The sequence below is a fragment of the Methylobacterium sp. D48H genome (assembly GCF_053345715.1).
Window position 1 is genome coordinate 158,269 of the sequence record NZ_JBKFAP010000009.1, and the last position, 21,694, is coordinate 179,962.

General features: G+C 71.9%; 18 protein-coding genes. 9 read left to right on the plus strand and 9 right to left on the minus strand.

The window, feature by feature from the left end; genetic code table 11:
• Positions 1–97: 97 nt before the first annotated feature.
• From fchA to ACLBX8_RS17150, 4 genes are all read right to left on the minus strand, one after another.
• Positions 98–739: a methenyltetrahydrofolate cyclohydrolase gene (gene fchA, locus ACLBX8_RS17135; RefSeq protein ID WP_100251382.1), complete on the minus strand. Its 642-nt coding sequence runs from the start codon at positions 737–739 to the stop codon at positions 98–100.
• A 10-nt stretch (positions 740–749) separates the two neighbouring features.
• Complete coding sequence (locus ACLBX8_RS17140; RefSeq protein WP_042673897.1) at positions 750–1,613, minus strand: NADP-dependent methylenetetrahydromethanopterin/methylenetetrahydrofolate dehydrogenase; 864 nt, start codon at positions 1,611–1,613, stop codon at positions 750–752.
• A 160-nt stretch (positions 1,614–1,773) separates the two neighbouring features.
• The gene (locus ACLBX8_RS17145; RefSeq protein WP_091679618.1) at positions 1,774–2,715 is read right to left on the minus strand and encodes a D-2-hydroxyacid dehydrogenase; all 942 of its coding nucleotides are present in this window, start codon (positions 2,713–2,715) and stop codon (positions 1,774–1,776) included.
• 103 nt (positions 2,716–2,818) lie between these two features.
• Positions 2,819–4,027: an aminotransferase class V-fold PLP-dependent enzyme gene (locus ACLBX8_RS17150; RefSeq protein ID WP_091679620.1), complete on the minus strand. Its 1,209-nt coding sequence runs from the start codon at positions 4,025–4,027 to the stop codon at positions 2,819–2,821.
• Positions 4,028–4,564: 537 nt separating this feature from the next.
• On the opposite strand from ACLBX8_RS17150, the gene ACLBX8_RS17155 reads away from it, so the two are divergent.
• From ACLBX8_RS17155 to ACLBX8_RS17165, 3 genes are read left to right on the plus strand one after another with little or no spacing between them, the layout of a single operon-like run.
• The gene (locus tag ACLBX8_RS17155; protein ID WP_376738913.1) at positions 4,565–5,362 is read left to right on the plus strand and encodes a UDP-2,3-diacylglucosamine diphosphatase; all 798 of its coding nucleotides are present in this window, start codon (positions 4,565–4,567) and stop codon (positions 5,360–5,362) included.
• Between the two features lie 10 nt (positions 5,363–5,372).
• Positions 5,373–6,419, plus strand: a complete 1,047-nt coding sequence (locus ACLBX8_RS17160; RefSeq protein ID WP_091679623.1) for a glycosyltransferase family 4 protein — start codon at positions 5,373–5,375, stop codon at positions 6,417–6,419.
• Between the two features lie 38 nt (positions 6,420–6,457).
• On the plus strand, positions 6,458–7,144 hold the full coding sequence (locus ACLBX8_RS17165) for a ribonuclease HII (protein WP_100251379.1): 687 nt from the start codon (positions 6,458–6,460) through the stop codon (positions 7,142–7,144).
• 13 nt (positions 7,145–7,157) lie between these two features.
• Here the strand turns inward: ACLBX8_RS17165 and ACLBX8_RS17170 are convergent, their stop codons facing one another.
• Together ACLBX8_RS17170 and ACLBX8_RS17175 are read right to left on the minus strand one after the other, a co-directional pair.
• Positions 7,158–9,260: a methyl-accepting chemotaxis protein gene (locus ACLBX8_RS17170; RefSeq protein WP_447715549.1), complete on the minus strand. Its 2,103-nt coding sequence runs from the start codon at positions 9,258–9,260 to the stop codon at positions 7,158–7,160.
• Positions 9,261–9,967: 707 nt separating this feature from the next.
• Entirely contained in the window at positions 9,968–11,083 is a 1,116-nt protein-coding gene (locus ACLBX8_RS17175) for a PA0069 family radical SAM protein (protein ID WP_447715550.1), read from the minus strand.
• 158 nt (positions 11,084–11,241) lie between these two features.
• On the opposite strand from ACLBX8_RS17175, the gene ACLBX8_RS17180 reads away from it, so the two are divergent.
• Both ACLBX8_RS17180 and ACLBX8_RS17185 read left to right on the plus strand, forming a co-directional pair.
• The gene (locus ACLBX8_RS17180; RefSeq protein ID WP_447715551.1) at positions 11,242–11,772 is read left to right on the plus strand and encodes a hypothetical protein; all 531 of its coding nucleotides are present in this window, start codon (positions 11,242–11,244) and stop codon (positions 11,770–11,772) included.
• Between the two features lie 164 nt (positions 11,773–11,936).
• Positions 11,937–13,385 (plus strand): amino acid permease, encoded by a 1,449-nt coding sequence (locus ACLBX8_RS17185; RefSeq protein WP_091679634.1) that lies wholly within the window; start codon positions 11,937–11,939, stop codon positions 13,383–13,385.
• Positions 13,386–13,394: 9 nt separating this feature from the next.
• Here the strand turns inward: ACLBX8_RS17185 and moaB are convergent, their stop codons facing one another.
• Entirely contained in the window at positions 13,395–13,952 is a 558-nt protein-coding gene (gene moaB, locus ACLBX8_RS17190; RefSeq protein ID WP_447699468.1) for a molybdenum cofactor biosynthesis protein B, read from the minus strand.
• A gap of 134 nt (positions 13,953–14,086) precedes the next feature.
• Here moaB and maiA point away from each other — a divergent pair, with 134 nt between their 5' ends.
• From maiA to ACLBX8_RS17210, 4 genes are all read left to right on the plus strand, one after another.
• Positions 14,087–14,734 carry a maleylacetoacetate isomerase gene (maiA, locus tag ACLBX8_RS17195; protein ID WP_447715552.1) on the plus strand — a complete coding sequence of 216 codons (648 nt, stop codon included), beginning with the start codon at positions 14,087–14,089 and terminating at the stop codon, positions 14,732–14,734.
• A gap of 140 nt (positions 14,735–14,874) precedes the next feature.
• Complete coding sequence (locus ACLBX8_RS17200) at positions 14,875–16,206, plus strand: NAD(P)/FAD-dependent oxidoreductase (RefSeq protein ID WP_091679643.1); 1,332 nt, start codon at positions 14,875–14,877, stop codon at positions 16,204–16,206.
• A gap of 65 nt (positions 16,207–16,271) precedes the next feature.
• A complete protein-coding gene (locus ACLBX8_RS17205) occupies positions 16,272–16,583 on the plus strand; it encodes an EthD family reductase (protein ID WP_020092668.1) in 312 nt (103 codons plus the stop codon).
• Positions 16,580–16,897, plus strand: a complete 318-nt coding sequence (locus ACLBX8_RS17210; protein ID WP_020092669.1) for a hypothetical protein — start codon at positions 16,580–16,582, stop codon at positions 16,895–16,897. Before ACLBX8_RS17205 ends, ACLBX8_RS17210 begins: the two co-directional genes overlap by 4 nt.
• Before the next feature lie 135 nt (positions 16,898–17,032).
• On the opposite strand, the gene ACLBX8_RS17215 is transcribed toward ACLBX8_RS17210, so the two are convergent.
• Positions 17,033–20,368, minus strand: a complete 3,336-nt coding sequence (locus ACLBX8_RS17215; protein ID WP_447699469.1) for an ATP-binding protein — start codon at positions 20,366–20,368, stop codon at positions 17,033–17,035.
• A gap of 46 nt (positions 20,369–20,414) precedes the next feature.
• Complete coding sequence (locus ACLBX8_RS17220) at positions 20,415–21,689, minus strand: O-antigen ligase family protein (protein WP_447699470.1); 1,275 nt, start codon at positions 21,687–21,689, stop codon at positions 20,415–20,417.
• Between the last annotated feature and the right edge of the window lie 5 nt (positions 21,690–21,694).

Genomic DNA, 21,694 nt, shown 5'->3' on the forward strand with positions numbered 1-21,694 from the left:
CGCCGACTGGATTGCTTCACTGCGCTCGCAGAGACGGCGGCGTCGACGGGGCCGACCGGGCACGCTGTGACGCGCGGTGCTGACCCAAGTCGCCGCTTCAGTTCACCTTGTCCTTGACGACCGCGTAGACCTTCTCGGTGAGTGCGCCGGCCTCGCCGAGCAGATCCTCCAGCTCCTTCAGCCGCTCCTCGGCGAACGCGCGGTCCTCGAGACCCTTGGCGTTCACGTAGACGTTCAGCGCCGCGCTGCGCAGGCCGGCATAGGCGGAGAGCACCGCCACGCCGGCATCCGACACGACGTTGAGGTTGCCCTTGTCGGCGGTGATGGCCGCGAGGTCGATCACCGCGCGGCAGGCCCGGCAACAGGCGAGCGGCACGTCGCAGGCGGTCTTCAGCGCCGCCTGGATCTTCTCGGCGCGGGCCGCCTTCTCGTCGTCGGTGGCCTTGGGCAGGCCGTAGGCGCCCATGACGGCGTCGAAGGCCTGGACGTCCTCGCCGATCATGCCGGTGAGCACGACCCGCAGGCCCTCGGACTTGGCCAGGACCTCCTTCAGCTCGGCCTCGACCTCGACGTACTTCTTCTTGCCGATGGTGAGGTTGCAGACCATCGACACCAGGGCCGCGCCCATGGCGCCGGAGATCGCCGCCGCGCCGCCGCCCCCGGGGGTGGGGGCAGCGCTCGCCAGCTCCGTCAGGAATTTCTCGATGCTGTCGGTCTCGGGGCGATGCGTCTCGGTCACCGGCGCCTCCTCAGGCCATCGTCTTGGCGAGGGCGTAGATCTCCTCGGCGTCGAGCACCTTGTCGGTGCTCTCGAAGAGCTGGCCGACGCAGGCGCGGTGCAGCTTGAGCTTCAGGCCGCCGATGCCCAACGCCCCGAAGGCCTGCTTGCCGTTGCGCTCCTTGCCCTTGTCCATCACGTCGATGCCGCCGATGCCCGTCGGGGGCTGGGCGTTGTAGTCGGCGACGAACTCGATCGACGATTCCTGCGCCCAGGCGGCTTCCGGCAGCAGCTCGACGCCGATGGCGCCGGCCGTGAACACGAGGTTCGTGCCCTTCACCAGGGCGACGCGGGAGGCCTCGTCGGGGGTGGCGGCGGCCTTCACGTTGACCTTGAAGCGCGTGTTGATCTGGTCCGCGGCGGCCTGGGTCTTGTCGAGGGCGCGGCCCGCGATCGTCACCTCGGCGCCCTCGCCGGCGAGCAGAGCGGCCGAGCGCATGCCGACCGGGCCGGTGCCCGCCAGAACGACGGCCTTCTTGCCCTGGAGCGAGCCCGCGGCCTTGGCCACCAGCGCGACGCCCGCGGCGGCCGTGGTGTTGGAGCCGTTGGAATCGAGCATCACCGAGACCCGGAACGGGCCGAAGAAGCGCTTCTTGACGGCGGTGAACAGCGCCTCGCCCGCCGCCATGCTGCCGCCGCCGACGAAGATCGCCGTCGACTTCTTCTCGGAGCCGCCGCGGGTGTAGATCGTGCCGTCAACCAGGGCGCCGACATTGTCGGGATTCACGCCGCCGTAGCCGGTGATGTGGTCGGCGCCGCCGTCGTAGCCGACGACCGTGTCGAACACGTTCGGCACGGCATCGGTGTCGAACAGGAACAGCAGCTTCTTCGTCACGTTTCGGACCTTTCTGTCGCGCCCTGCGGCGCTATCGTCTTGCTTTCATAGGGCGGTCGCACCGAGCGACCCATTCGCGTCGTCGTCCGCCCGAGCTGTCAGTTCGCTTATTCGGCGCGGCGCGCCCTCTCTCCCGTGCGGGAGAAGAGGCCTGTCGCGCCTACTCGACCACGTTCTGCGGCTTGCCCGCCACGAAGGCCTCGACGTTGTCGACGAGCTGGTCGGCCAGGATCTGCATCGCCTCCTTGCTCGCCCAGGCGACGTGCGGCGTGACGATCAGGTTCGGCAGGTCGGCCTCGCACAGGATGTTGCCGTCCTTGGGCGGTTCCTGCGCCACCACGTCGAAGCCGGCGCCCGCGATGGTGCCGTCCTTGAGCGCTTCGAGAAGGGCCGCCTCGTCCACGAGGCCGCCGCGGGCCGTGTTGATGAGGATGGCACTCTTCTTCATCTTCTTGAGCTCGGCGGCGCCGATCATCCCCTTGGTGTCGGGGGTCAGCGGCACGTGCAGCGTGATCACGTCGGACTGCGTCAGGATCGTCTCGAAATCGACCAGCCCGTCCTGCGGGAACACGTCGTAGGCGATGACCTTCATGCCCAGCGCCTCGGCGCGCTTGGCGATCGACTTGCCCAGCGCCCCGTAGCCGACGATGCCGAGCGTCGAGCCGGCGATGTCGTAGATCGGGTAGTCGAAGTAGCAGAACTGCTTGGACTTCGCCCAGTCGCCGCGCCGCACCGAGTTGGCGTAGGGCACGATCGCCCGGCGCAGGGCGAACATCAGCCCGACCACGTGCTCCGGCACGGTGTTGAACGCGTAGTTGCGGATGTTGACGACCGTGACCCCCTGGGCCTTGGCCTGGGCCTTGTCGACCACGTCGGTGCCGGTGGCGGCGACCGCGATCAGCTTCAGGTCGGGGAGCTGCTTCAGCGTCTCGGCCCGCATCGGGACCTTGTTGATCAGCGCGATCTCCGCGCCCTGGAGGCGGGAGACGATCTCCTCCGGCGTCCAGGTCGACTCGTGCTCGACGTATTCGTGGGGGAAATTGAACGGTCGGACCCTGGCATCGAGGGATTCACGATCCAGGAACACGATCTTCTTGGTCATAGGACCCCTCTCGTACGACGGGCGGTTTCCTCGATAGTCTTGTTCTTACTTGCGCGTCGGGGCGGGCCCGGCAACCCGGTCCCGCCCCGATCGCGGGCGCAGATCACGCCTTATGCAGCGGATTCTCGCGCAGGTAGCTGGAGGCGGCGGCGACGCCCGAGCCCGGCGTGACCTTGATGCCGCAATCGAGCATGGCCATCTCGGCGCCCGCGATGGCACCCAGCAGCGACAGCTCGTTCAGGTCGCCCAGGTGGCCGATGCGGAACACCTTGCCGGCGACTTTCGACAGGCCGGCGCCGAGCGAGAGGTTGTAGCGCTCGTAGGCGTGGGTGATCACCTTGGCGGCGTCGGCGCCCTCCGGCACCACGATCGCCGTGACCGTGTCGGAGTTCCACTTCGGCTCCTTGGCGCAGGGCTTGAGGCCCCAGGCCGCGACCGCCTGGCGGGTCGCCTCACCGAGCACGTGATGGCGGTGGTAGACGTTCTCCAGCCCCTCCTCCTTCACGATCTCCAGGGCCTCGCGGAGGCCGTAGAGCAGCGGCAGGACGGGGGTGTAGGGGAAGTAGCCGGTGGCGTTGGCGGCCAGCTGGTCCTTCCAGGCGAAGTAGGCGTGGCCGAGCCGGTCGTTGCGGCCGGTGCCGCCCTCGGCGATCTTGAGCGCCTTCGGGCTGATGCAGATCAGGCCGAGGCCGGCCGGCAGCATGAAGCCCTTCTGGGAGCCCGCGATGGCGCAGTCGACCTTCCAGTCGTCCATGTAGAACGGCAGCGAGCCGATCGACGAGATGCCGTCCACGAACAGCAGGGCCGGGTGGCCGGCGGCGTCGATCGCCTTGCGCACCGCGCCGATGTCGCTGGTGACGCCCGTGGCGGTCTCGTTGTGGACGACCATCACAGCCTTGATCTTATGGTCCTTGTCGGCGCGCAGGGCCTCCTCGATCTTCTGCGGATCGGCGCCGGTGCCCCACTCCTCCTCCTGGACGACCACGTCGAGGCCGAGGCGCTGGGCCATGTCGACCCAGAGGTGGCTGAACTGGCCGTAGCGCGAGGTCAGCACCGTGTCGCCGCGGCAGAGGGTGTTGGACAGGGCCGATTCCCAGATGCCGGTGCCCGAGGACGGGAACAGGATGACCGTCCCGGCGGTCGAGCCGAACACCATCTTGGAGTCCTGCAGGAGCGGCTTCACCAGCTCGGGGAAGCTCGGCGAGCGGTGATCCTCCGACGGCACGTGCATGGCGCGCAGGACGCGCTCCGGGATGTTGGTGGGGCCCGGGATGAAGAGGTGGTTGCGACCGGGGCGCCGGGTTGCGGCCATGATGTTTCCTCCGAAAAGTCCATTGCGCGCGGGCGTGAACCCGCGCCGGGTTGTCCAAGCGTCCTCAGGGAGTCGGTCCGGCGCCGTCGAGAGCGGCTCGCGCCGCACCCCCTCGAACGCCATCCTCTGCCGTGATCGGGGGGTCTCCGCGGAGCGGCAGGCGGCCTCACGCCGCTCGCGTCGCGGCGCGCCCCCGCGCGCCGGTCGCCTCCGAATTGCCGTCCCGTCCAACGGCTCCAGGGCCGTCCTCGCCGCCTTCCTGTCAAGGTCCGGCCGTGCTCGTGCCGAGCGGCCGGTTCTTGGTATTATGAGGCGGTGAAGCTCGAAAGGAAAACCGGAAAAACTTCCGGAACTTGCCAAAAAAATTTTTTGTGCGCCGCAACGAAGTCGCACTCCGGTTGAGAGGCTTCGCGGCATCGCACACCGAAGTCTTTCCGCCCCGTCGGAACCCGCGTCATCAAACTGAGATCGGATCGCGCTCTGGATCCCGGCACCGTTCAGCCGCCGGGAGAGGATGCCGTGGCCGAGGTTGAGGAGATGCCGGTCCGCGTGCGGACGCTGTTCCTGTCCGACCTGCATCTCGGCACGCGCGGCTGCCAGGCCGGCCTGCTGCTGTCGTTCCTGAAGGACTACGACGCCGACACGATCTACCTCGTCGGCGACATCGTGGACGGCTGGCAGCTGCGCTCGGGCTGGTACTGGCCGCAGGAGCACAACGACGTGGTGCAGAAGCTCCTGCGCAAGGTCCGCAAGGGCGCGCGGATCGTCTACCTGCCCGGCAACCACGACGAGTTCCTGCGCGACTACGTGGGCACGAGCTTCGGCGGCATCGAGCTCGCCGAGACCGCGATCCACGAGGCGGCCGACGGCAAGCGCTACCTCGTCATCCACGGCGACCAGTTCGACATGGTCGTGCGCCACTCGCCGTGGCTCGCCCATCTGGGCGACGGCGCCTACACGCTGGCGCTCTCCCTCAACACGCTGATCAACAAGGTGCGGCGGCGGCTCGGCCTGTCCTACTGGTCGCTGTCGGCCTGGGCGAAGCTGCGCGTGAAGAACGCCGTGAGCTTCATCGGCCGCTTCGAGACGATCCTGGCCGAGGAGGCCCGCCGCCAGGGCGCCGACGGGGTGATCTGCGGCCACATCCACCACGCCGCGGACCGGCCGATCGGCGACCTGCGCTACCTCAACACCGGCGACTGGGTGGAATCCTGCACCGGGCTCGTGGAGCACTACGACGGCCGCATCGAGGTGCTGCACTACCCGAGCCTCCTGCGGGCGCGGGAGGCCGAGGTCGTGCCGCAGCCCCTGCCGGGCCGGCGCGCGGTGGCGTGAGGGCGGCGCCGTGAAGCTCCTGATCGCCAGCGACGCGTGGCACCCCCAGGTGAACGGCGTCGTGCGCTCCCTCGAGCAGATGGTCCGGCGCGCGCCGGAGCACGGCTTCGCCACGACGCTGCTGTCCGTCGCGGATTTCCGCTCGCTGCCGCTGCCGGGCTACCCGGAGATCCGCCTCGCCTATGCCGGGCGCGAGCGGGTGGCGGCGCGCTGGCGGGCCGAGCGGCCGAGCCACGTGCACATCGCCACGGAGGGGCCGGTGGGCCTCGCGGCGCGCCGGCACTGCCTCGCCCACGACCTGCCCTTCACGACGAGCTACCACACGCGCTTCCCGGAATACCTCGCCGCCCGCGCGCCGGTGCCGGAGGCGTGGTCCTACGCGTACCTGCGCCGGTTCCACGGCGCCGCCCGCGGGACGATGGTCAGCACCGCCTCGCTCCAGGGCGAGCTCGCGGCGCGGGGCTTCGGCCGGCTGATGCGCTGGACCCGGGGCGTGGACACGGAACGATTCCGGCCGGCCGAGCCCGGGACGCCCCGGCCGGCGGAACTCGCCGGCCTGCCGGGGCCGCTGTTCCTCTACGTCGGGCGACTGGCGGTGGAGAAGAACGTCGCGGCCTTCCTCGCCCTCGACCTGCCCGGCACCAAGGTGGTGGTCGGCGACGGTCCGGACCGCGCGCGGCTGCAGGCCCTCGCGCCGGCGGCGCACTTCCTCGGCACCCGCACCGGCGCGGACCTCTCGGCGGTCTACGCGGCCTGCGACGTCTTCGTCTTCCCGAGCCTCACCGACACGTTCGGCATCGTGCTCCTGGAGGCGCTGGCCAGCGGGCTCCCGGTGGCGGCCTTCCCGGTGCCGGGTCCGAACGACGTCGTCGGCGGCACGCGGGTCGGCGTGCTCGACCCGGATCTGCGGGTCGCCGCGCTGGCGGCCCTGCGCCTGTCGCGCGCCGAGTGCCGGGCCGAGGCCCTGCGCCGCGGCTGGGACGTGAGCGCTCGGCAGTTCTTCGGCAACATCGTCGAGGCGCATGGCGGCGCCCGGAGCACCCGCGACGCCGCCTGACGCGTGACGGCGTCCGCGCGGAATGGCAGGAGGGCGCGATGCCGCCCGCCAAGCCGCCAGCCAAGCCGCCAGTCAGATCGCCAGTCAGATCGCCCGCCGGACCGGCCGGGTCCGCCAGAGCCCGCCCCCCAGTCGCCGGACCGTTCGACCCCGCCCGGGCCGCCGCGTATCCGGCGGCGATCGGCTGCGACGAGGTCGGGCGCGGCGCGCTCTGCGGACCCGTGGTGGTGGCCGCGGTCTGGTTCGATCCGGCGGCGATCCCGGCCGACCTGCTCGCGGCCCTCGACGACAGCAAGCGCGTCCCCGAGCCCGTGCGCGACCGGCTGGCCCCCCTGATCCGCGCCCACGCGCGGGTCGCGGTGGCGGCGGGGTCGCGCGCCCTGATCGACCGGATCAACATCCGCGGCGCGACCCTCGACGCCATGGCGCGGGCGGTGGCGCGGCTCGGCCTCGCCGAGCCCGTGCTGGTCGACGGGCGCGACGCCCTGCCGGGCTTGCCCGGCCGCGCCGTCGTCGGCGGCGACCACTTGGTGCCCCAGATCGCCGCCGCGTCGATCGTCGCCAAGGTGCTCCGGGACCAGCTGATGCGGCGGCTCGCCCGGCGCCATCCCGGCTACGGCTGGGAGCGCAATGTCGGCTACGGGACGGCCGTCCACCGCGCCGGCCTGACGCAGCTCGGGCGCAGCCCCCACCACCGGCTCAGCTTCACCCGCGGCTTCGACTGAGCCGGGCGACGGGTCACGCGGCCCGGACGCCCGTGAGGAAGCGCTCGACCTCCGCGGCGAGCTCCTCCGACTGACGCGTGAGCGCGGTGGCGGCCGTCAGCACGTGGTCGGCCGCGTGGCCGGTCCGGTCGGCCGCCTGCGCCACGCCGGCGATGTTGCCGGTGACCTCCTGCGTGCCGGCATTGGCCTGGGCGACGTTGCGGACGATCTCCTGCGTCGCCGCCCCCTGCTGCTCCACCGCGGCCGCGATGGCGGCGGCCACGGCGTCGATCTCCCCGATCCGGCCGGTGATCGTCCCGATCGCCCGCACCGCCTGACCGGTCACGGTCCGGATCTCGCCGATCTGCCGGCCGACCTCGTCGGTGGCCCGACCGGTCTGGGCGGCCAGTTCCTTGACCTCGGTTGCGACGACCGCGAAGCCGCGCCCGGCCTCGCCGGCCCGCGCCGCCTCGATCGTGGCGTTGAGCGCCAGCAGGTTCGTCTGCGCGGCGATGCGGGCGATCAGCTCGACGACGGCGTCGACCCGGGCGACGGACGCGTTCAGCGCCGCCACCAGGGCGGCCGTCTGGTCGGCCTCGCCGACCGCGCTCCGGGCCAGCTCGGACGAGCCCTGGACCTGCCGCCCGATCTCCTGGACGGAGGTGCCGAGTTCCTCCACCGCGGCGGCCACCGTCCTGACGCCGGCGGACGCCTCCTCGGCGGCCGCGGCCACGGTATCGGACTGGCTGGCCGTCTCCTGGGCTGTGGTGGTCATCTCCCAGGCCGTGGTCTGCAGTTCGGCCGCGGCGGCGGAGACCTGCCCGACGATGCCGGCCACCGCCGCCTCGAAGGTCTGCGCCATCGTGTGCGTCATGGTCCGGCGCTGCGCCTCCGCGGCGCGCGCCGCCTCGTCCGCCTCTGCCTCCAGGGCGCGGGTGCGGACGAGGTTGTCCCGGAAGACCTCCACGGCCGCCGCCATCGCGCCGATCTCGTCCCGCCGCCCGCGGGCCGGGATCTCCACGGCGACGTCGCCGGAGGCGAGCGCCCGCATCGCCTGGATCATGGCCCGGAGCGGCCCGAGCACGCGGCGGACGACGACGACGGCGCCGGCACCGGCGAGCAGCACCGATGCGGCCAGGAACAGGCCGGTGTGCAGCAGCGTCGCCCCCGCCTCAGCGAAGAGTGCCTGCGCGCGGGCCACCATCGCGTTCAGCGCCGCCTCGGCGAGGTCGGCGATGGTGTTGACCTCCCGCGTGTTGCGGTCGCGCAGGTCCTGGATCGCGACGCTCGGCGGCTGGCCCCGGCTCAGGGCCGCCCGCAAGGCTTGCCGCCGCGCCGCGACCTCACCCTCGAAGTTGCTGGCGCCCGCCCTCACGAAGGCGTCCTGGACCGCCCGCGGCAGCGTGTCGTCCATGTGATCGACGAGATTCGCCCAACTCGCCGCGACGCGGCCGCGCTCTTCGGCCTCCGCGAGGCGCTCCTCCTCGGACCAGCCCGTGCCCCGTGTCACGGCCGTCTCGGCCCGCGCCACGTTGCCGCCGATCGCGACCCGCGTGATCCAGGCGGCGCGCTTGATGTCCAGGGCGCGGGCCAGCGCCGCGTCCCGGCGCGGGATCGTGACGTCGACGGCCCCGCTGGTCGCCGTGAGCGCGTCGAGCAGATCCCGGAAGGCGGTCGCGGCGACCTCCTCGGTCGCGGCCTCGCGCTCCGCGACCGGGACCGCGAGGGCCGCGTCGATCCGCGACGTCAGGCCGGTGACGGCCTCGTGCGCCCGTCGGAGCGGATCGACCGTCTTCGCCACCGCGGCGGTGTCGATCGCGCGCACCAGACTCAGGAGCGCCGCCAGCCGATCGATCCGGGTCGCGCGCTGTCGGGCGATCAGGGCCGCGTCGGCGGGCGGGATCCTGTCCGCGACGATCAGCGCCTGCAGGGTCCGCCCCCGCTCGAGGCGCACGGCGAGCAGGATCTCGAGGAGGATCCGGCTGCCTTCCGTGAGCGCGACGACGCGGCGGCTCTCCCGCTCCTGCGCCCCGGCCTCCAGCGCCGTCCGGGCGCCCGCGGCCAGCAGCATGGCGCTGAGTGAGAACAGGATCGCGCACAGGATCGTGCCGATGGACGGACGCGGAAGACGCAGCATGAGGGTCGGGATCTCTCTTCGCGGTGCGTCGAGGCGTGCGGCCCGCCGCCGGGCTGCCCGGTTCGAGCAGGGCAGCCGGTCGGCCTCGGTCGACGGAAAGGCTGAGCGACGCGACAGGCACCCCGACGCGGCGCCGGCCCGGTTCGCTCGAAGGGCGCGGCGAGGGCGTGGCGAGTCCGGGTCCCACCGGCGCTCCCGGTCCGGTCATCGGACCGGGAGTTCGCCCGGTCGGCATCGGAGGTCGAAACCCCGACACTCTACCGTCTCAAGGAAGGCCGGCAGTCGCGACCGGCAGAACCGAGCCGGGCCGCGGCGCGCGGCTCGCCCGAGACCGGATCACGGCGCACAGCGTCCATTGGCGGGATCTGCGGACACGGACGCCGGACAAAATCGCGCTCTTACACACAGAACGACCCTCAATATAGAACTGAAATTCGATAACTCAATCAAACTTGGTCAAAATCTCGCAGTAAACCTCGCGATCTCAGGCATTTGAACCACAATGACACAGATGTCAATCTTACGTTCTGCGATTTTCCTCACGCCTTAGACATCCGATCATCGACTTTGGGAGCAACATTTGAGCCGTTTTCAATCTTTGGAATTATATTTTTACGCCATTTCCGGCCAAAATGACTGGAATTTTCGCTGAACCGTACTGTGGAACAGGTCCGCCGCCTCGCGCGCGCCGTCGCGTCGGTCGCGTATCAGAACAGCGCCAGCTGCGCGCCGGGCTTCCGGAAGGCGTCGCGATTCAGCGCGATGCGCCCGAAGGCGAAACCGAGACGCGTGCCGGCGAGCCGGACCCGCTGGCCGATCATCGCCGCGTAGGCGCCCTCCCCGCGGAAGCGGTGGCCGAAGCGCGGGTCGTTCTCGCGCCCGCCCCGGGCTTCCCGCAGGAGTGCGAAGGCCCGCGCCCTGCGTTCGGGATAGTGCTCGGTGAACCAGTCCGCCACGAGGTCCGCGACTTCGCCCGGGAGGCGCAGCAGCGCGTGGCCGATCCGGCTCGCCCCGTGCGCGCGCGCTTCGGCCAGGATCGATTCGATCTCGTGGTCCGTCAGGCCGGGGATGATCGGCGAGACGTTGACCATGACGGGCACGCCCGCCGCGCTCAGGCCCCGCATCGCCGCGAGCCGCTTGCCCGGCCGCGGCGCCCGCGGGTCGAGGCGGCGGGCGAGGTCCGGATCCAGCGTCGGCAGCGAGATCGCCGCCAGCACGAGGTTCTCCGCCGCCATCTCGGCCAGGAGGTCGAGGTCGCGCAGCACGAGGTCCGACTTGGTGGTGATGCTGACGGGGTGGCGGGCCTCCCGCAGCACCTCCAGAACTGCGCGGGTGAGCCGGTGCTCCCGCTCGACCGGCTGGTAGGGATCCGTGGCGGTGCCGAGGGCGATCGTGTCGGGCCTGTAGCCCGGCGCGGCGATCTCGCGGGCGAGGAGCCGGGCGGCGTCCGGCTTGGTGAAGATCCGCGACTCGAAGTCGAGCCCCGGCGACAGGCCGAGCCAGGCATGGGTCGGGCGCGCGTAGCAGTAGATGCAGCCGTGCTCGCAGCCCCGGTACGGGTTGATCGACCGGTCGAACGGGATGTCGGGCGAGCTGTTGCGCGCGATGATCCGGGCGGCCCGCTCCGGCGTGACCTGCGTGCGCAGGGGTGCCGGAGCGTCCGCCGTCCAGGTCTCGTCGTGGAACGCCTCGCGCCGGGCGGATTCGTACCGGCCCGTCGGGTTGGCCGTCGCGCCGCGCCCGCGCCGGGCGGCCGGTTCCGCGACGCTCGGCCCGAGTCGCGGCGCGGCCCCGGATGCGGTCCCGTCGCGCGTGTCCCCCATGACGACTCGCCTCCCTCACGCATCCATGTGAGAACATAGAGCGAACGCGACGGCGAAGGGCGCCTTTTTTTCAGGCAAATGCGGCTCTGCAGCCCGTCCGGGCGACGGCGCGTCGCCGCGCGGGCCGCGGGGCAGTTTACGGCGCCGCAGAATCGTCTATGCGCGCGCTCATGCTCTCCGCCGTGACCTATCTGGCCAAACCGGCCGATCCGGACGCGATCGATCGCCTGGCCGACACGCTCAGCGTGCTCGTCTCCGGCGTAGCCGGCGGCCTCGTCGGCGACGCGGTGATCGTCGCGGGCCGCGAGAGCGAGGCCGTGGCGGCCGTCGCGGAGGCCACGGGCGCGACCCTCGTGCTGCACCGGGGCGGCAATCCCTACGCGGCCGGCGCCGCCGCGGCCCGGCGGGACTGGATCCTGTGCCTGGAGGCCGGCGACGTCCCGGCCGAGGGCTGGATCCGCACCCTCGACCGCTTCGTCGGGACCGCGCGGCCGGAGACGGCGCTCGGCCGCCTGCACCGCCCGGCCGGGCGCTGGCTCGGCCGGCTCGTCAGACGGGCGGAGACCGTCGTCGGCGCCCGGCAGGCCCGGGCCGGCGACGTCGTCCGGCGCGAGGCCCTGCGTGCCGAGGGCGCGTTCACGGGTCGCCTCAAGGTCAGGCCGCTGATCGCCCGGATCGAGCGCGCCTGACCGGAAAGATCTTGCTCGGGAGAATCTTGCTCGGAAGAATCTTGCGTCCGCTCACGTTGTTGTCGGTCGATCCGCCTCTACAACTCTGAAAGCGCGGCAGGATCGTCGCCGTCTCCGGACATGATGACGCGCGCTGAGCCACCCCGATCTGGAAGGATGGTGCCATGGATTCGTCGGGCCTGATGGGGCGCAAGTCGGTCGAGGACATCGTCGAGAGCGGCGAGGGCGAGCAGCAGCTCTCGAAGTCGCTGGGCGCCCTCTCGATCACCGCGATGGGCATCGGGGCGATCATCGGCGCCGGCATCTTCGTCCTGACCGGCACGGCCGCGGCCCAGTATGCCGGGCCGGGGATCATGCTGTCCTTCGTGCTCGGCGGCATCGCCTGCGCCTTCGTCGGCCTCTGCTACTCGGAGATGGCCGCGCTGATCCCGGTCGCCGGATCGAGCTACACCTACACCTACGCGACGCTCGGCGAGTTCTTCGCGTGGCTGATCGGCTGGGACCTGATCCTCGAATACGCCATGGGCGCCGCCACCGTGGCGGTCGGCTGGTCGGGCTACGTGACCAGCATCCTGAAGAGCGTCGGCATCGTGATCCCGGCGCAGTTCGCCAACGCGCCGGGCACGCCGATCGAGGGCGGCGGGACCGCGCTGCTCAACCTGCCGGCGGTCCTGATCGTGGCGCTGATCACGATCCTGCTGATGCGGGGCACGAAGGAATCGGCGCTCTTCAACAACATCATGGTCGCGGTGAAGCTCACCGTCGTGGTCGCCTTCATCGCCCTGGGCTGGGGCCACGTGAACGCCGCGAACTGGAGCCCGCTCATCCCGGACAACGACGGGACCTTCGGACATTTCGGCTACAGCGGCGTCCTGCGCGGCGCGGGCGTGGTGTTCTTCGCCTTCATCGGCTTCGACGCGGTCTCGACCGCCGCCCAGGAGGCGCGCAGACCCCAGAAGGACATGCCCATCGGCATCCTGGGCTCGCTCGCGGTCTGCACGATCCTGTACGTGCTCGTCGCCGCCGTGCTGACCGGGCTCGTGCCCTACAAGGACCTGAACGTCCCGGACCCGATCGCCAAGGGCGTCGACGTGATCGGCATCGGCTGGTTCGCGCTCCTGATCAAGCTCGGGGCGCTGACCGGGCTGACGACGGTGATCCTCGTCCTGCTCTACGGCCAGAGCCGGATCTTCTTCACCATGGCGCAGGACGGCCTGCTGCCGAAGATGTTCTCCCACGTCCACCCGACCTACCAGACGCCGTATCGCAGCCAGGCGATGATCGGGGCCGCGGTCGCCGTGGTGGCGGCCCTGGTGCCGATCCACATCCTCGGCGAGATGGTGAGCATCGGCACGCTGGCCGCCTTCATCCTCGTCTGCGGCTCGGTGCTCTACCTGCGGCGGGCCGAGCGCACCATGAAGCGGCCGTTCCGGGCGCCCGCCGTGCCGGTCGTGCCGATCCTCGGCATCCTGTCCTGCCTGCTCCTGATGATCGGCCTGCCCCTCGACACGTGGCTCCGGCTGGTGATCTGGATGGCGATCGGCCTCGTCGTGTACTTCTTCTACGGCCGCAAGCACTCGGTCCTGCGCCGCAAGGAGGGGAACCTCGCGTAGCGCGCGGCCTCACACCGTGAGGCTCGCGCCGCGCCGCAGGTGCTCGTCGAGGCGCGGCATGATCTCCACGAAGTTGCAGGGCCGGTGCCGGTAGTCGAGCTGCTGGGCCAGGATTCCGTCCCAGGCGTCGCGGCAGGCGCCGGGCGAGCCCGGCAGCACGAACACGTAGGTCGCCCGCGCGACCCCCGCGGTGGCGCGGGACTGCAGGGTCGAGGTGCCGATCTTGTCGTACGAGATCCGGTGGAACACGGCCGAGAAGCCGTCCATGCGCTTCTCGAACAGCGGCTCCAGCGCCTCGGGGGTGACGTCGCGGCCGGTGAAGCCGGTCCCGCCGGTGGTGATCACCACGTCGACGCCGGGGTCGCGCAGCCACGCCTCCACCCGCGCGCGGATCGCCGGGACCTCGTCCGGGACGATCGACCGGGCCGCCAGGACATGCCCCGCCTCGGTGAGGCGCTGGGTCAGGGTGTCGCCGGAGCGGTCGTCCTCTGGGCGGCGGGTGTCGGAGACGGTCAGGACCGCGATGTTCAGGGGGATGAAGCGGCGGGCGTCGGTCTGATCGGCCATCGTGCGGGCTCTCCGGGGCGGGAGACCGATATGGGCCCGACGGGACCGCTTGTCGCCCCCGGGGCCGCCGCGCCTCTTGCGGGCCGCAGCGAAGTCGGCTGTGCTCGCTCGACCCCGTCGGAGACCGCTGACCCATGCACATGTACGGCAACTGGCGCTCGGCCGCGGCCTTCCGGGTGCGGATCGCCCTGAAGCTGAAGGGCATCGCCTACGAGGAGACCTTCATCGACCTCGACGCGGGCGACCAGCACGAGCCGGCGTTCCGGAAGATCAACCCGCAGGGCGCGGTGCCGGCGCTGTTCGACGGCGACGGGCCGCCGCTCACCCAGTCGCTGGCGATCCTCGACTACCTGGAGGAGACGCGCGGCGGCGTCCGCCTGCTGCCCGAGGAGCCCCGGGCGCGGGCCAGGGCCCGCTCGCTGGCGCAGGTGGTCGCGTGCGACACCCACCCGCTCTACGTGCCCCGGGTGCGCACCTTCCTGATGGAGCATTACGGCCTGCCCCGGGAGCGCATGCTGGATTTCCTGCGCAACGCCTTCGAGACCGGCCTCCGGACCCTGGAGACGCGCCTCGCCACCGAGCCGGGGAAGGGCCGGTTCTGCCAGGGCGATTCGGTGAGCCACGCCGACCTCTGCCTCGTCAGCCTCTGGGTCGGGACGGGCATCTTCGGCATCGACACGGCGGCCTACCCGACGGTCGCGCGAATCGCCGAGGCCTGCCTCGCCCTGCCGGCGGTCGCGGAGGCACACCCGCTGCGCCAGCCAGGCGCCCCGCCGGCGTGACCGGGCCCCGCGCGCCGCCCGTCCGGTGCGCGACGTCGCACTCGTGACCGGGGGTCGCGGCCGGCGATGTGGTATTCGGCAACCCAGGCCGTGTAAGGAGGCCGGCGACTGATCCCGGTCCGGGAGGAGAAAGAGTGTCGATGGCATCCGTCGAGAACGAGTCGGGCCTTCATCGCGTCGTGGTGGTCGGCGGCGGCGCCGCCGGACTGCAGCTGGTCACGAAGCTCGGCGACAAGCTCGGGCGCGGCAAGCGCGCGCACGTCACCCTCGTGGACCGCGCCCGGACGCATATCTGGAAGCCGCTGCTCCACGAGGTGGCGGCCGGCAGCCTCGACGTCGGCCACCACGCGGTGGATTACCTGCACCACGCCCACATGCACGGCTTCCGCTACCGGATCGGGCGGATGACCGGGCTCGACCGGGAGGCGCGCACGATCCAGCTCGCCGCGAGCTACGACGCGGAAGGGCGCGAGGTCACGCCCGAGCGCGCCGTCCCCTACGACACGCTGGTGATGGCGGTGGGCTCCACCACCAACGATTTCGGCACGCCGGGCGTCGCCGAGCACGCCATCGCCCTCGACACCCAGGACCAGGCGGTGCGCTTCCACCAGCGCCTCGTGAACGCCTCGCTGCGGGCGCACACGCAGGCCGGCCCGGTCCGGCCCGGCCAGCTCCACGTCACGGTGATCGGCGCGGGCGCGACCGGGACGGAACTCGCCGCCGAGCTCCACCGGACCCTGCGCCACGTCGTCTCGACCGGGCTCGACAAGATCGACCCGGGCAAGGACATCCGCATCACCCTGGTCGAGGCCGCCGACCGGATCCTGCCGGCAGTGCCGCAGCGCCTCTCGGCGGAGGTGATGCAGCTCCTCAGCAAGATCGGCGTCGACGTGCGCGTGAAGGCGCGGGTCACCGAGGTCCGCGCCGACGGCGTGCAGCTCGCCGACGGCACCTTCATCCCGTCCGAGCTGGTCGTCTGGGCGGCGGGCGTGAAGGCGCCGCCCTTCCTGCAGGGCATCGGCGGCCTGGAGACGACGCGGACCAACCAGCTGGTGGTGACGCCGACGCTGCAGACCACCCGCGACCCCGACATCTTCGCCATCGGCGACTGCGCCTACCTGGTCGAGGCCGGCTCCGACACGCCGGTGCCGCCGCGCGCGCAGGCGGCCCACCAGCAGGCGAGCCACCTGATCGCCCAGATCCCGGCCAAGATCGACGGCAAGCCGCTGAAGCCGTTCCGGTACAAGGATTTCGGCTCGCTGGTCTCGCTGGGCGAGTACTCGACCGTGGGCAGCCTGATGGGGTTCGTGCGCGGCAAGAACATGCTCATCGCCGGTCTGTTCGCCCGGATGATGTACCGCTCGCTCTACAAGATGCACGAGCGGGCGCTGCACGGCACGGCCAAGACCGCCCTCGACACCCTGGCCCGCGCGCTGACCCGGCGCACCGAGCCGCGGGTGAAGCTGCACTGACCGTCGCCGTACGACCCGAGGACGGGCGCCCGGATCGACCGGGCGCGACACAGGAAGGAACCGCCATGATCCTGGTAAGCGTGATGTACCCGGCCGGCCCGAGCTTCGACATGGGCTACTACCTCGGCCACCACATGCCGCTGGTGCGCGAGCGCTGGTCGTCCCTCGGCCTCCACGACGCGAAGGTCGTCAAGGGCGCCGGCACGCCGGACGGCGGCGCCGCCCCGTTCCAGGTGATGGCCCTCCTGACCTTCGAGTCGGTCGACGCCTTCAAGAAGGCCGTCGCCGCCCACGGCGAGGAGATCTTCGCCGACATCCCGAACTTCACCGCGGCGCAGGCCCAGGTGCAGATCAACGACTTCGCGGAAAACCCGTGATCGACATCGTCAAGGCGGTGCAGGAGGCCGATCCGAGCCTCGGCACCTACGTGGTCGTGCTGCGGACCGACGCCCGGGCCCTGGACGGTCCGGAGCGGTTCACGCCGGAGGCGCAGGCCTGGATCGCCGAGAAGGCGCCGAGCGGCCGGCTCGCCCGGGTGCGCGTCCTGCTCGCCCCCTATCCGGGGGCGGAGCCGGCCGCGCGCGAGGTCACCGTGGCGGCCTTCGCCGACGCGCGGGAGCTCGCCGCCTTCGCGACGACCTGGACCGGCGACCCGCTGCCGGAGGAGCCGGGGGACTCTCTTCCCGACTGACGGCTCCGGGGCCGCCGTCTCTGCGAGCGGAGTAGGCGATCCAGGGCAGCGCGGCGCTCACCGGCGGCGCGCCGACCCTGGGTCACTTCGCTCCGCCCGCGATGACGGGAAGGGTCCTCGATACCGCGCGCGGACTCACGCCGCGCGCAGCTGCCGGATGGCGCGGAGCGCGGTCGCCCGCTGGATCTCCAGGCGCCGGATCAGCGGCATCAGGTCGGCGCCCGCGTGGGCGGCGGCCTCGACCTCCCGGCACAGGCTCGACAGGCCGACGAAGCCCAGCAGCCCGGCCGCCGCCACCAGGGCGTGCGCGTCGTGGGCGATCTGCAGGCGGTCGGTCTCGCTCGGCCGGAACCGCTCGGACAGCTCGTTCGCCAGGAGATCGAGCAGCGCCCCGACGCGATCGGTGCCGAAGCTCGCCTCCATCTCGGTCAGGACCGCCGCGTCGAGCACGGCCGAATCGACCTGCGGCAGGCGGCGCGGCACCTCGGCCCGCGCCGGCCGCCGCGCGCCCGGCGCCGTCCAGCGGCTGATCGTGGCGAAGAGGTCGGCCCGCCGGAACGGCTTGCCCACATGGTCGTCCATCCCGGCCTCGCGCAGCTCCTCGATCTGCGACGGCAGGACGTTGGCGGTCATGGCGACGATCGGGATGTCGCAGGCGGGCGGCGCGAGGGCGCGGATGCGGCGCGTGGCCGTGAGCCCGTCGACGCGGGGCATCTGGACGTCCATCAGCACGAGATCGTAGGCCCGGCCGGCCGCGACGGACGACCCGACCGCCGTGATCGCCTCGGCGCCGTCCCCGGCCACGTCCACCGCGTAGCCCTGGGATTCGAGCACCGCGCAGGCGAGTTCCTGGTTGAGCGGCACGTCCTCGACGAGGAGCAGCCGCAGCGGCGCGCCCGGGACCTCGCCGGCCGCCGGAGCCGCGGCCGGGGGCGGCCGCGACGGCCCACCCGCGTCGGCCGCGGCGCCCGGGGCCGCGGTGTCCCGCTCGCCGCGGGGCAGCACCAGCCGGAACCAGAAGGTCGAGCCCGCCCCCTCGCGGCTCTCGACCCCGATCTCGCCGCCCATCAGCGACACGAGGTGCCGGGAGATCGCCAGCCCGAGGCCGGTGCCGCCGAAGCGCCGGCTGATCGAGCCGTCGACCTGGCTGAACCGCTTGAACAGCCGATCCTGCTGCGCCGGCGCGATGCCGATGCCGGTATCGACCACGGAGAACCGGACCGCGTCGCCGGGGTGGCCGTCGGGGGCGACGCCGTCGCCCTCTCGCTCGACGGTCACCGTCACCGAGCCCTCGGGCGTGAACTTCACGGCGTTGTTCAGCAGATTGAGCAGCACCTGCCGCAGGCGCCCGGCATCGCCGACCACGAAAGTCGGCAGGGCCGGGTCGATCCGGGCCTCGATGGCGAGTCCGCTGCGGAGCGCGCTGCCCCGCACGATCGAGACCGTGCTGTCGACGGTCGACGCCAGCGGAAAGGTGACCGGGTCGAGGGTCAGCTCGCCGGCCTCGATCTTCGAGAAGTCGAGGATGTCGTTGACGACCGTGAGCAGGGCCGCGCCGGAACTCTGGATCAGCTCGAGGCGCCGCCGGTCCTCGTTCTGGATCGCGTCGCCGTCGAGGAGCAGCTCGGCATAGCCCAGGATGCCGTTCAGCGGGGTGCGGATCTCGTGGCTCATGGCGGCCAGGAACTCGCTCTTGGCCGCGCTCGCGCGCTCCGCCTCGGTGCGGGCCGCCTCGGCGTCGCGCGTGGCGGTGCGCAGGGCCGCCTCGACCGCCTTGCGCTCGGTGATGTCGAGGTGGAGGCCGACAATCCGCTGGGGCTGCCCGTCGGCGCCGCCGAGCGTCCGGCCCCGCGCGTAGAGCCAGCGCGCGCCGACCCGGAACTCGGCCGCGTAGGGGGTGCCGGACTCGACCGCCCGCCGGATCTCGTTCCAGACATCGGAGACGTCGTCCGGATCGATCAGCGCCGTCCACGCTGAGGCCGAGATCGTGTGGGCGCCGCCGGTCTCCGGCAGGCCGTGCATCCGCGCGCTCTCCGGGCTGAGGACGGCGAGCCCCGTGCGCATGTCCCAGTCCCAGGTGCCGGCCTCCGCGGCGTCGAGGGCGATGTCGAGCAGGCCGCTCGCCTCCTCGACGGCGAGCCGCGCCGTGACGATGTCGTCGACGTCGAGGGCGGTCCCGAGCCACTCCGCCACCGCGCCGTCTGCCGGGTCGAGGCGGATCGGGATCAGCGAGAGCTTGTGCCACCGGTAGACGCCGTCCTGGCGCCGGATCCGCCACTGGCCGCTGTAGCCCGTGCCGGTCTCGACCGCCCGGATCCAGGCCGCCTCCATGGCGGCGGCATCCTCGGGGTGGTTCCGGACGAGGCGCTCCGCGCGCTCGGGCCCGATCGGCCCGTAATAGGACTGGAACTGCGCGTTGGCGTAGGTCGCCTGACCGTCCCCGACCCGCATGGTCCAGACCAGGAGCGGCAGCGCCTCGGCGAGGCCCCGGTAGCGCAGCTCGCTGCGGCGAACCTCGTCCTCGGCGCGCCGGCGCTCGGTCACGTCGATCAGGACGCCGAACAGGCCGGCGCCCGCCCCCTCCCCCCGGGCCATGCCGCGCACGACCACGTCGCGCAGCGCGCCGTCCGGCCGCAGCAGCCGGGCCTCGAAATCGAACCGGACCCCGCGGGCGATCGCGTCGGCGACGATCGCCTCGAGCCGGGCGCGGTCGTCGGGGTGGTAGATCTGCGCGAAGGCGTCGAGATGCGGCGGCGGCGTCGCCGGGTCGCGGCCCGCGATGGCGTAGAGGCTCGCCGACCAGACCGGCTGCCCGTCCGCGAGCTCCACGCGCCAGTTCCCGACGCTGGCGAGCTGCTCGGCCATCGTGAGCTGGTGGTTCGCCGCCTCCTGGGCGCGGGCCCGGGCATTGATCTCCCGGTGCTGCTCGCGGATCAGCGCCTCGCGGATCGCCGCCTGCGCGATCTCCCGGTCGCGCCGCGCGTTGGCCTCCGTGAGGCGCAGATGCGCCACGACGATTTCGGCGAGGTCGCGGAAGGCGGCCGCGTCCTCGGGCGAGAAGTCGGAGCGGGGCTCGGGATCGGCGAGGCAGAGTGTTCCGACCGGCAGGCCCGGCTGGAGGCTCAGGGCGATGCCCGCGTAGAACCGGATCCCATCCGGCGCGGCGGCCACGGGCAGGTCGCGGAAGCGCGCGTCGAGCCGCGCGTCGGGGACGACCACGAGGGCGTCGCTGCGGATCGTGTGCTGGCAGAAGCTCTCGTCCCGCCGCATCGTGGTCGGCACCCCGGCACAGGGCGTCTTAAGCCACTGGTGCGTGTCGCCCAGGAAGGCCACGAACGCGCTGCGCACGCCGAACAGGCGCCGGGCGGTCCGACAGACGGCCTCGAAATGCGGTTCCGGCGGTGTCCCGAGGATCGCCAGGGCCTCGAGGGCCGCGAGCCGGTCGCGCTCGTTGTCCGGCTGTGTGCTCACGTACCGTCTCCGGGTGCCGATCGGCCGCGACCGAGCGATGCCGCGCCTAGCGCCGCGTTTCAAGCGCGCCCGCCTGCGGCCGCGTGCCCATGCGCAACCGCGCGGCCTCCAGCGCCCAGACCATGCCCAGCATCATGTAGACGTGGCGCCACTTCTCGATGTCGATCTGGACGGCCTGCAGGAAGAACATCAGCAGCGCCGGCCAGACGATCTGGGCGTGGGCCCGGACCGGCGACGGCCGCGCCAGGAGCCGGAAGCCGACGAGGCCGGTCGCCACCACGAGGCCGATGAACACGGCCCCGCCGAGCCAGCCGCCGTTGGCGAAGGAGCCGATGTAGGAATTGTGCGGTTCGAGCCCGAAGATCAGCCGCCAGTGCATCGGCCCCATCCCGAACGGCCGCTCCAGCAGCATGGCGAAGCCGCGGATCTGGTTGCCGAAGCGGCCGGTCTCGCCCTGGTCGTAATCCTGGGTCAGGGCCGCCCGGGTCTCGAACATCTTGTGGACGTGGTCGACCGAGAGCAGCCCGATCACCGCGACGGTGCCGAGGACGACGGTCGCCAGGGTCAGGAGCACGATGCGGCGGCGCAGGCGCGGGGAGTCGCTGCCGGCGTAGACCGATCCCACCATCAGCAGCACCGCGACGGCACTTCCGCCCCAGGACCCGCGCGAGAACGACAGGAAGATCCCGGCCACGATGATCAATAGGCCGGCGAGGGACACGAGCGGCCGGCGCGTACCGCCGGTGAGCAGGCCGTGCATCAGGTAGAGCGCGCCGAGCGTCAGGAACGAGCCGAAGACGTTCGGGTCCTGGAACGTGCCCGAGGCCCGGTCGTACTTGTAGAACAGGTCCTCGATCCCGAGCCATTGCAGGTAGCCGACGATGCCCAGCGCCGCCGAGAACACGCAGCTCGCCGTGTAGGCCTTGAGCGCCAGCTCCATCCGGGCGTGCGTGTCGTCCGCGAAGAACATGGCGAAGAAGATGCAGGTGATCGAGAGATAGACCAGCTGCACCGTCCAGGTGACCGGGAACTCCTCGTTCAGGTAGGGCAGCAGCGCGGTGACGATGCCCGCGAGGTAGAGGAGCAGGAGCGCCACCAGGGGCACCGCCCCGCGGTGCAGCCGGACGCCGAGGCAGAGCCAGAGCAGGATCGTGGGGATCGCGACCGCGTCGTAGGGCGAGGTCTCCGAGAAGGCGAAGCAGGCGAAGAAGACGAACGCCGCGAACAGCGCCTTGCCCAGCCCCTCGACGGCCGCGATGAGCGGGATTCCGCCCGCCGACCCGGACGGGACCGGGCCTGCGGGCGCTGCGGTGTGGGCCATGGATA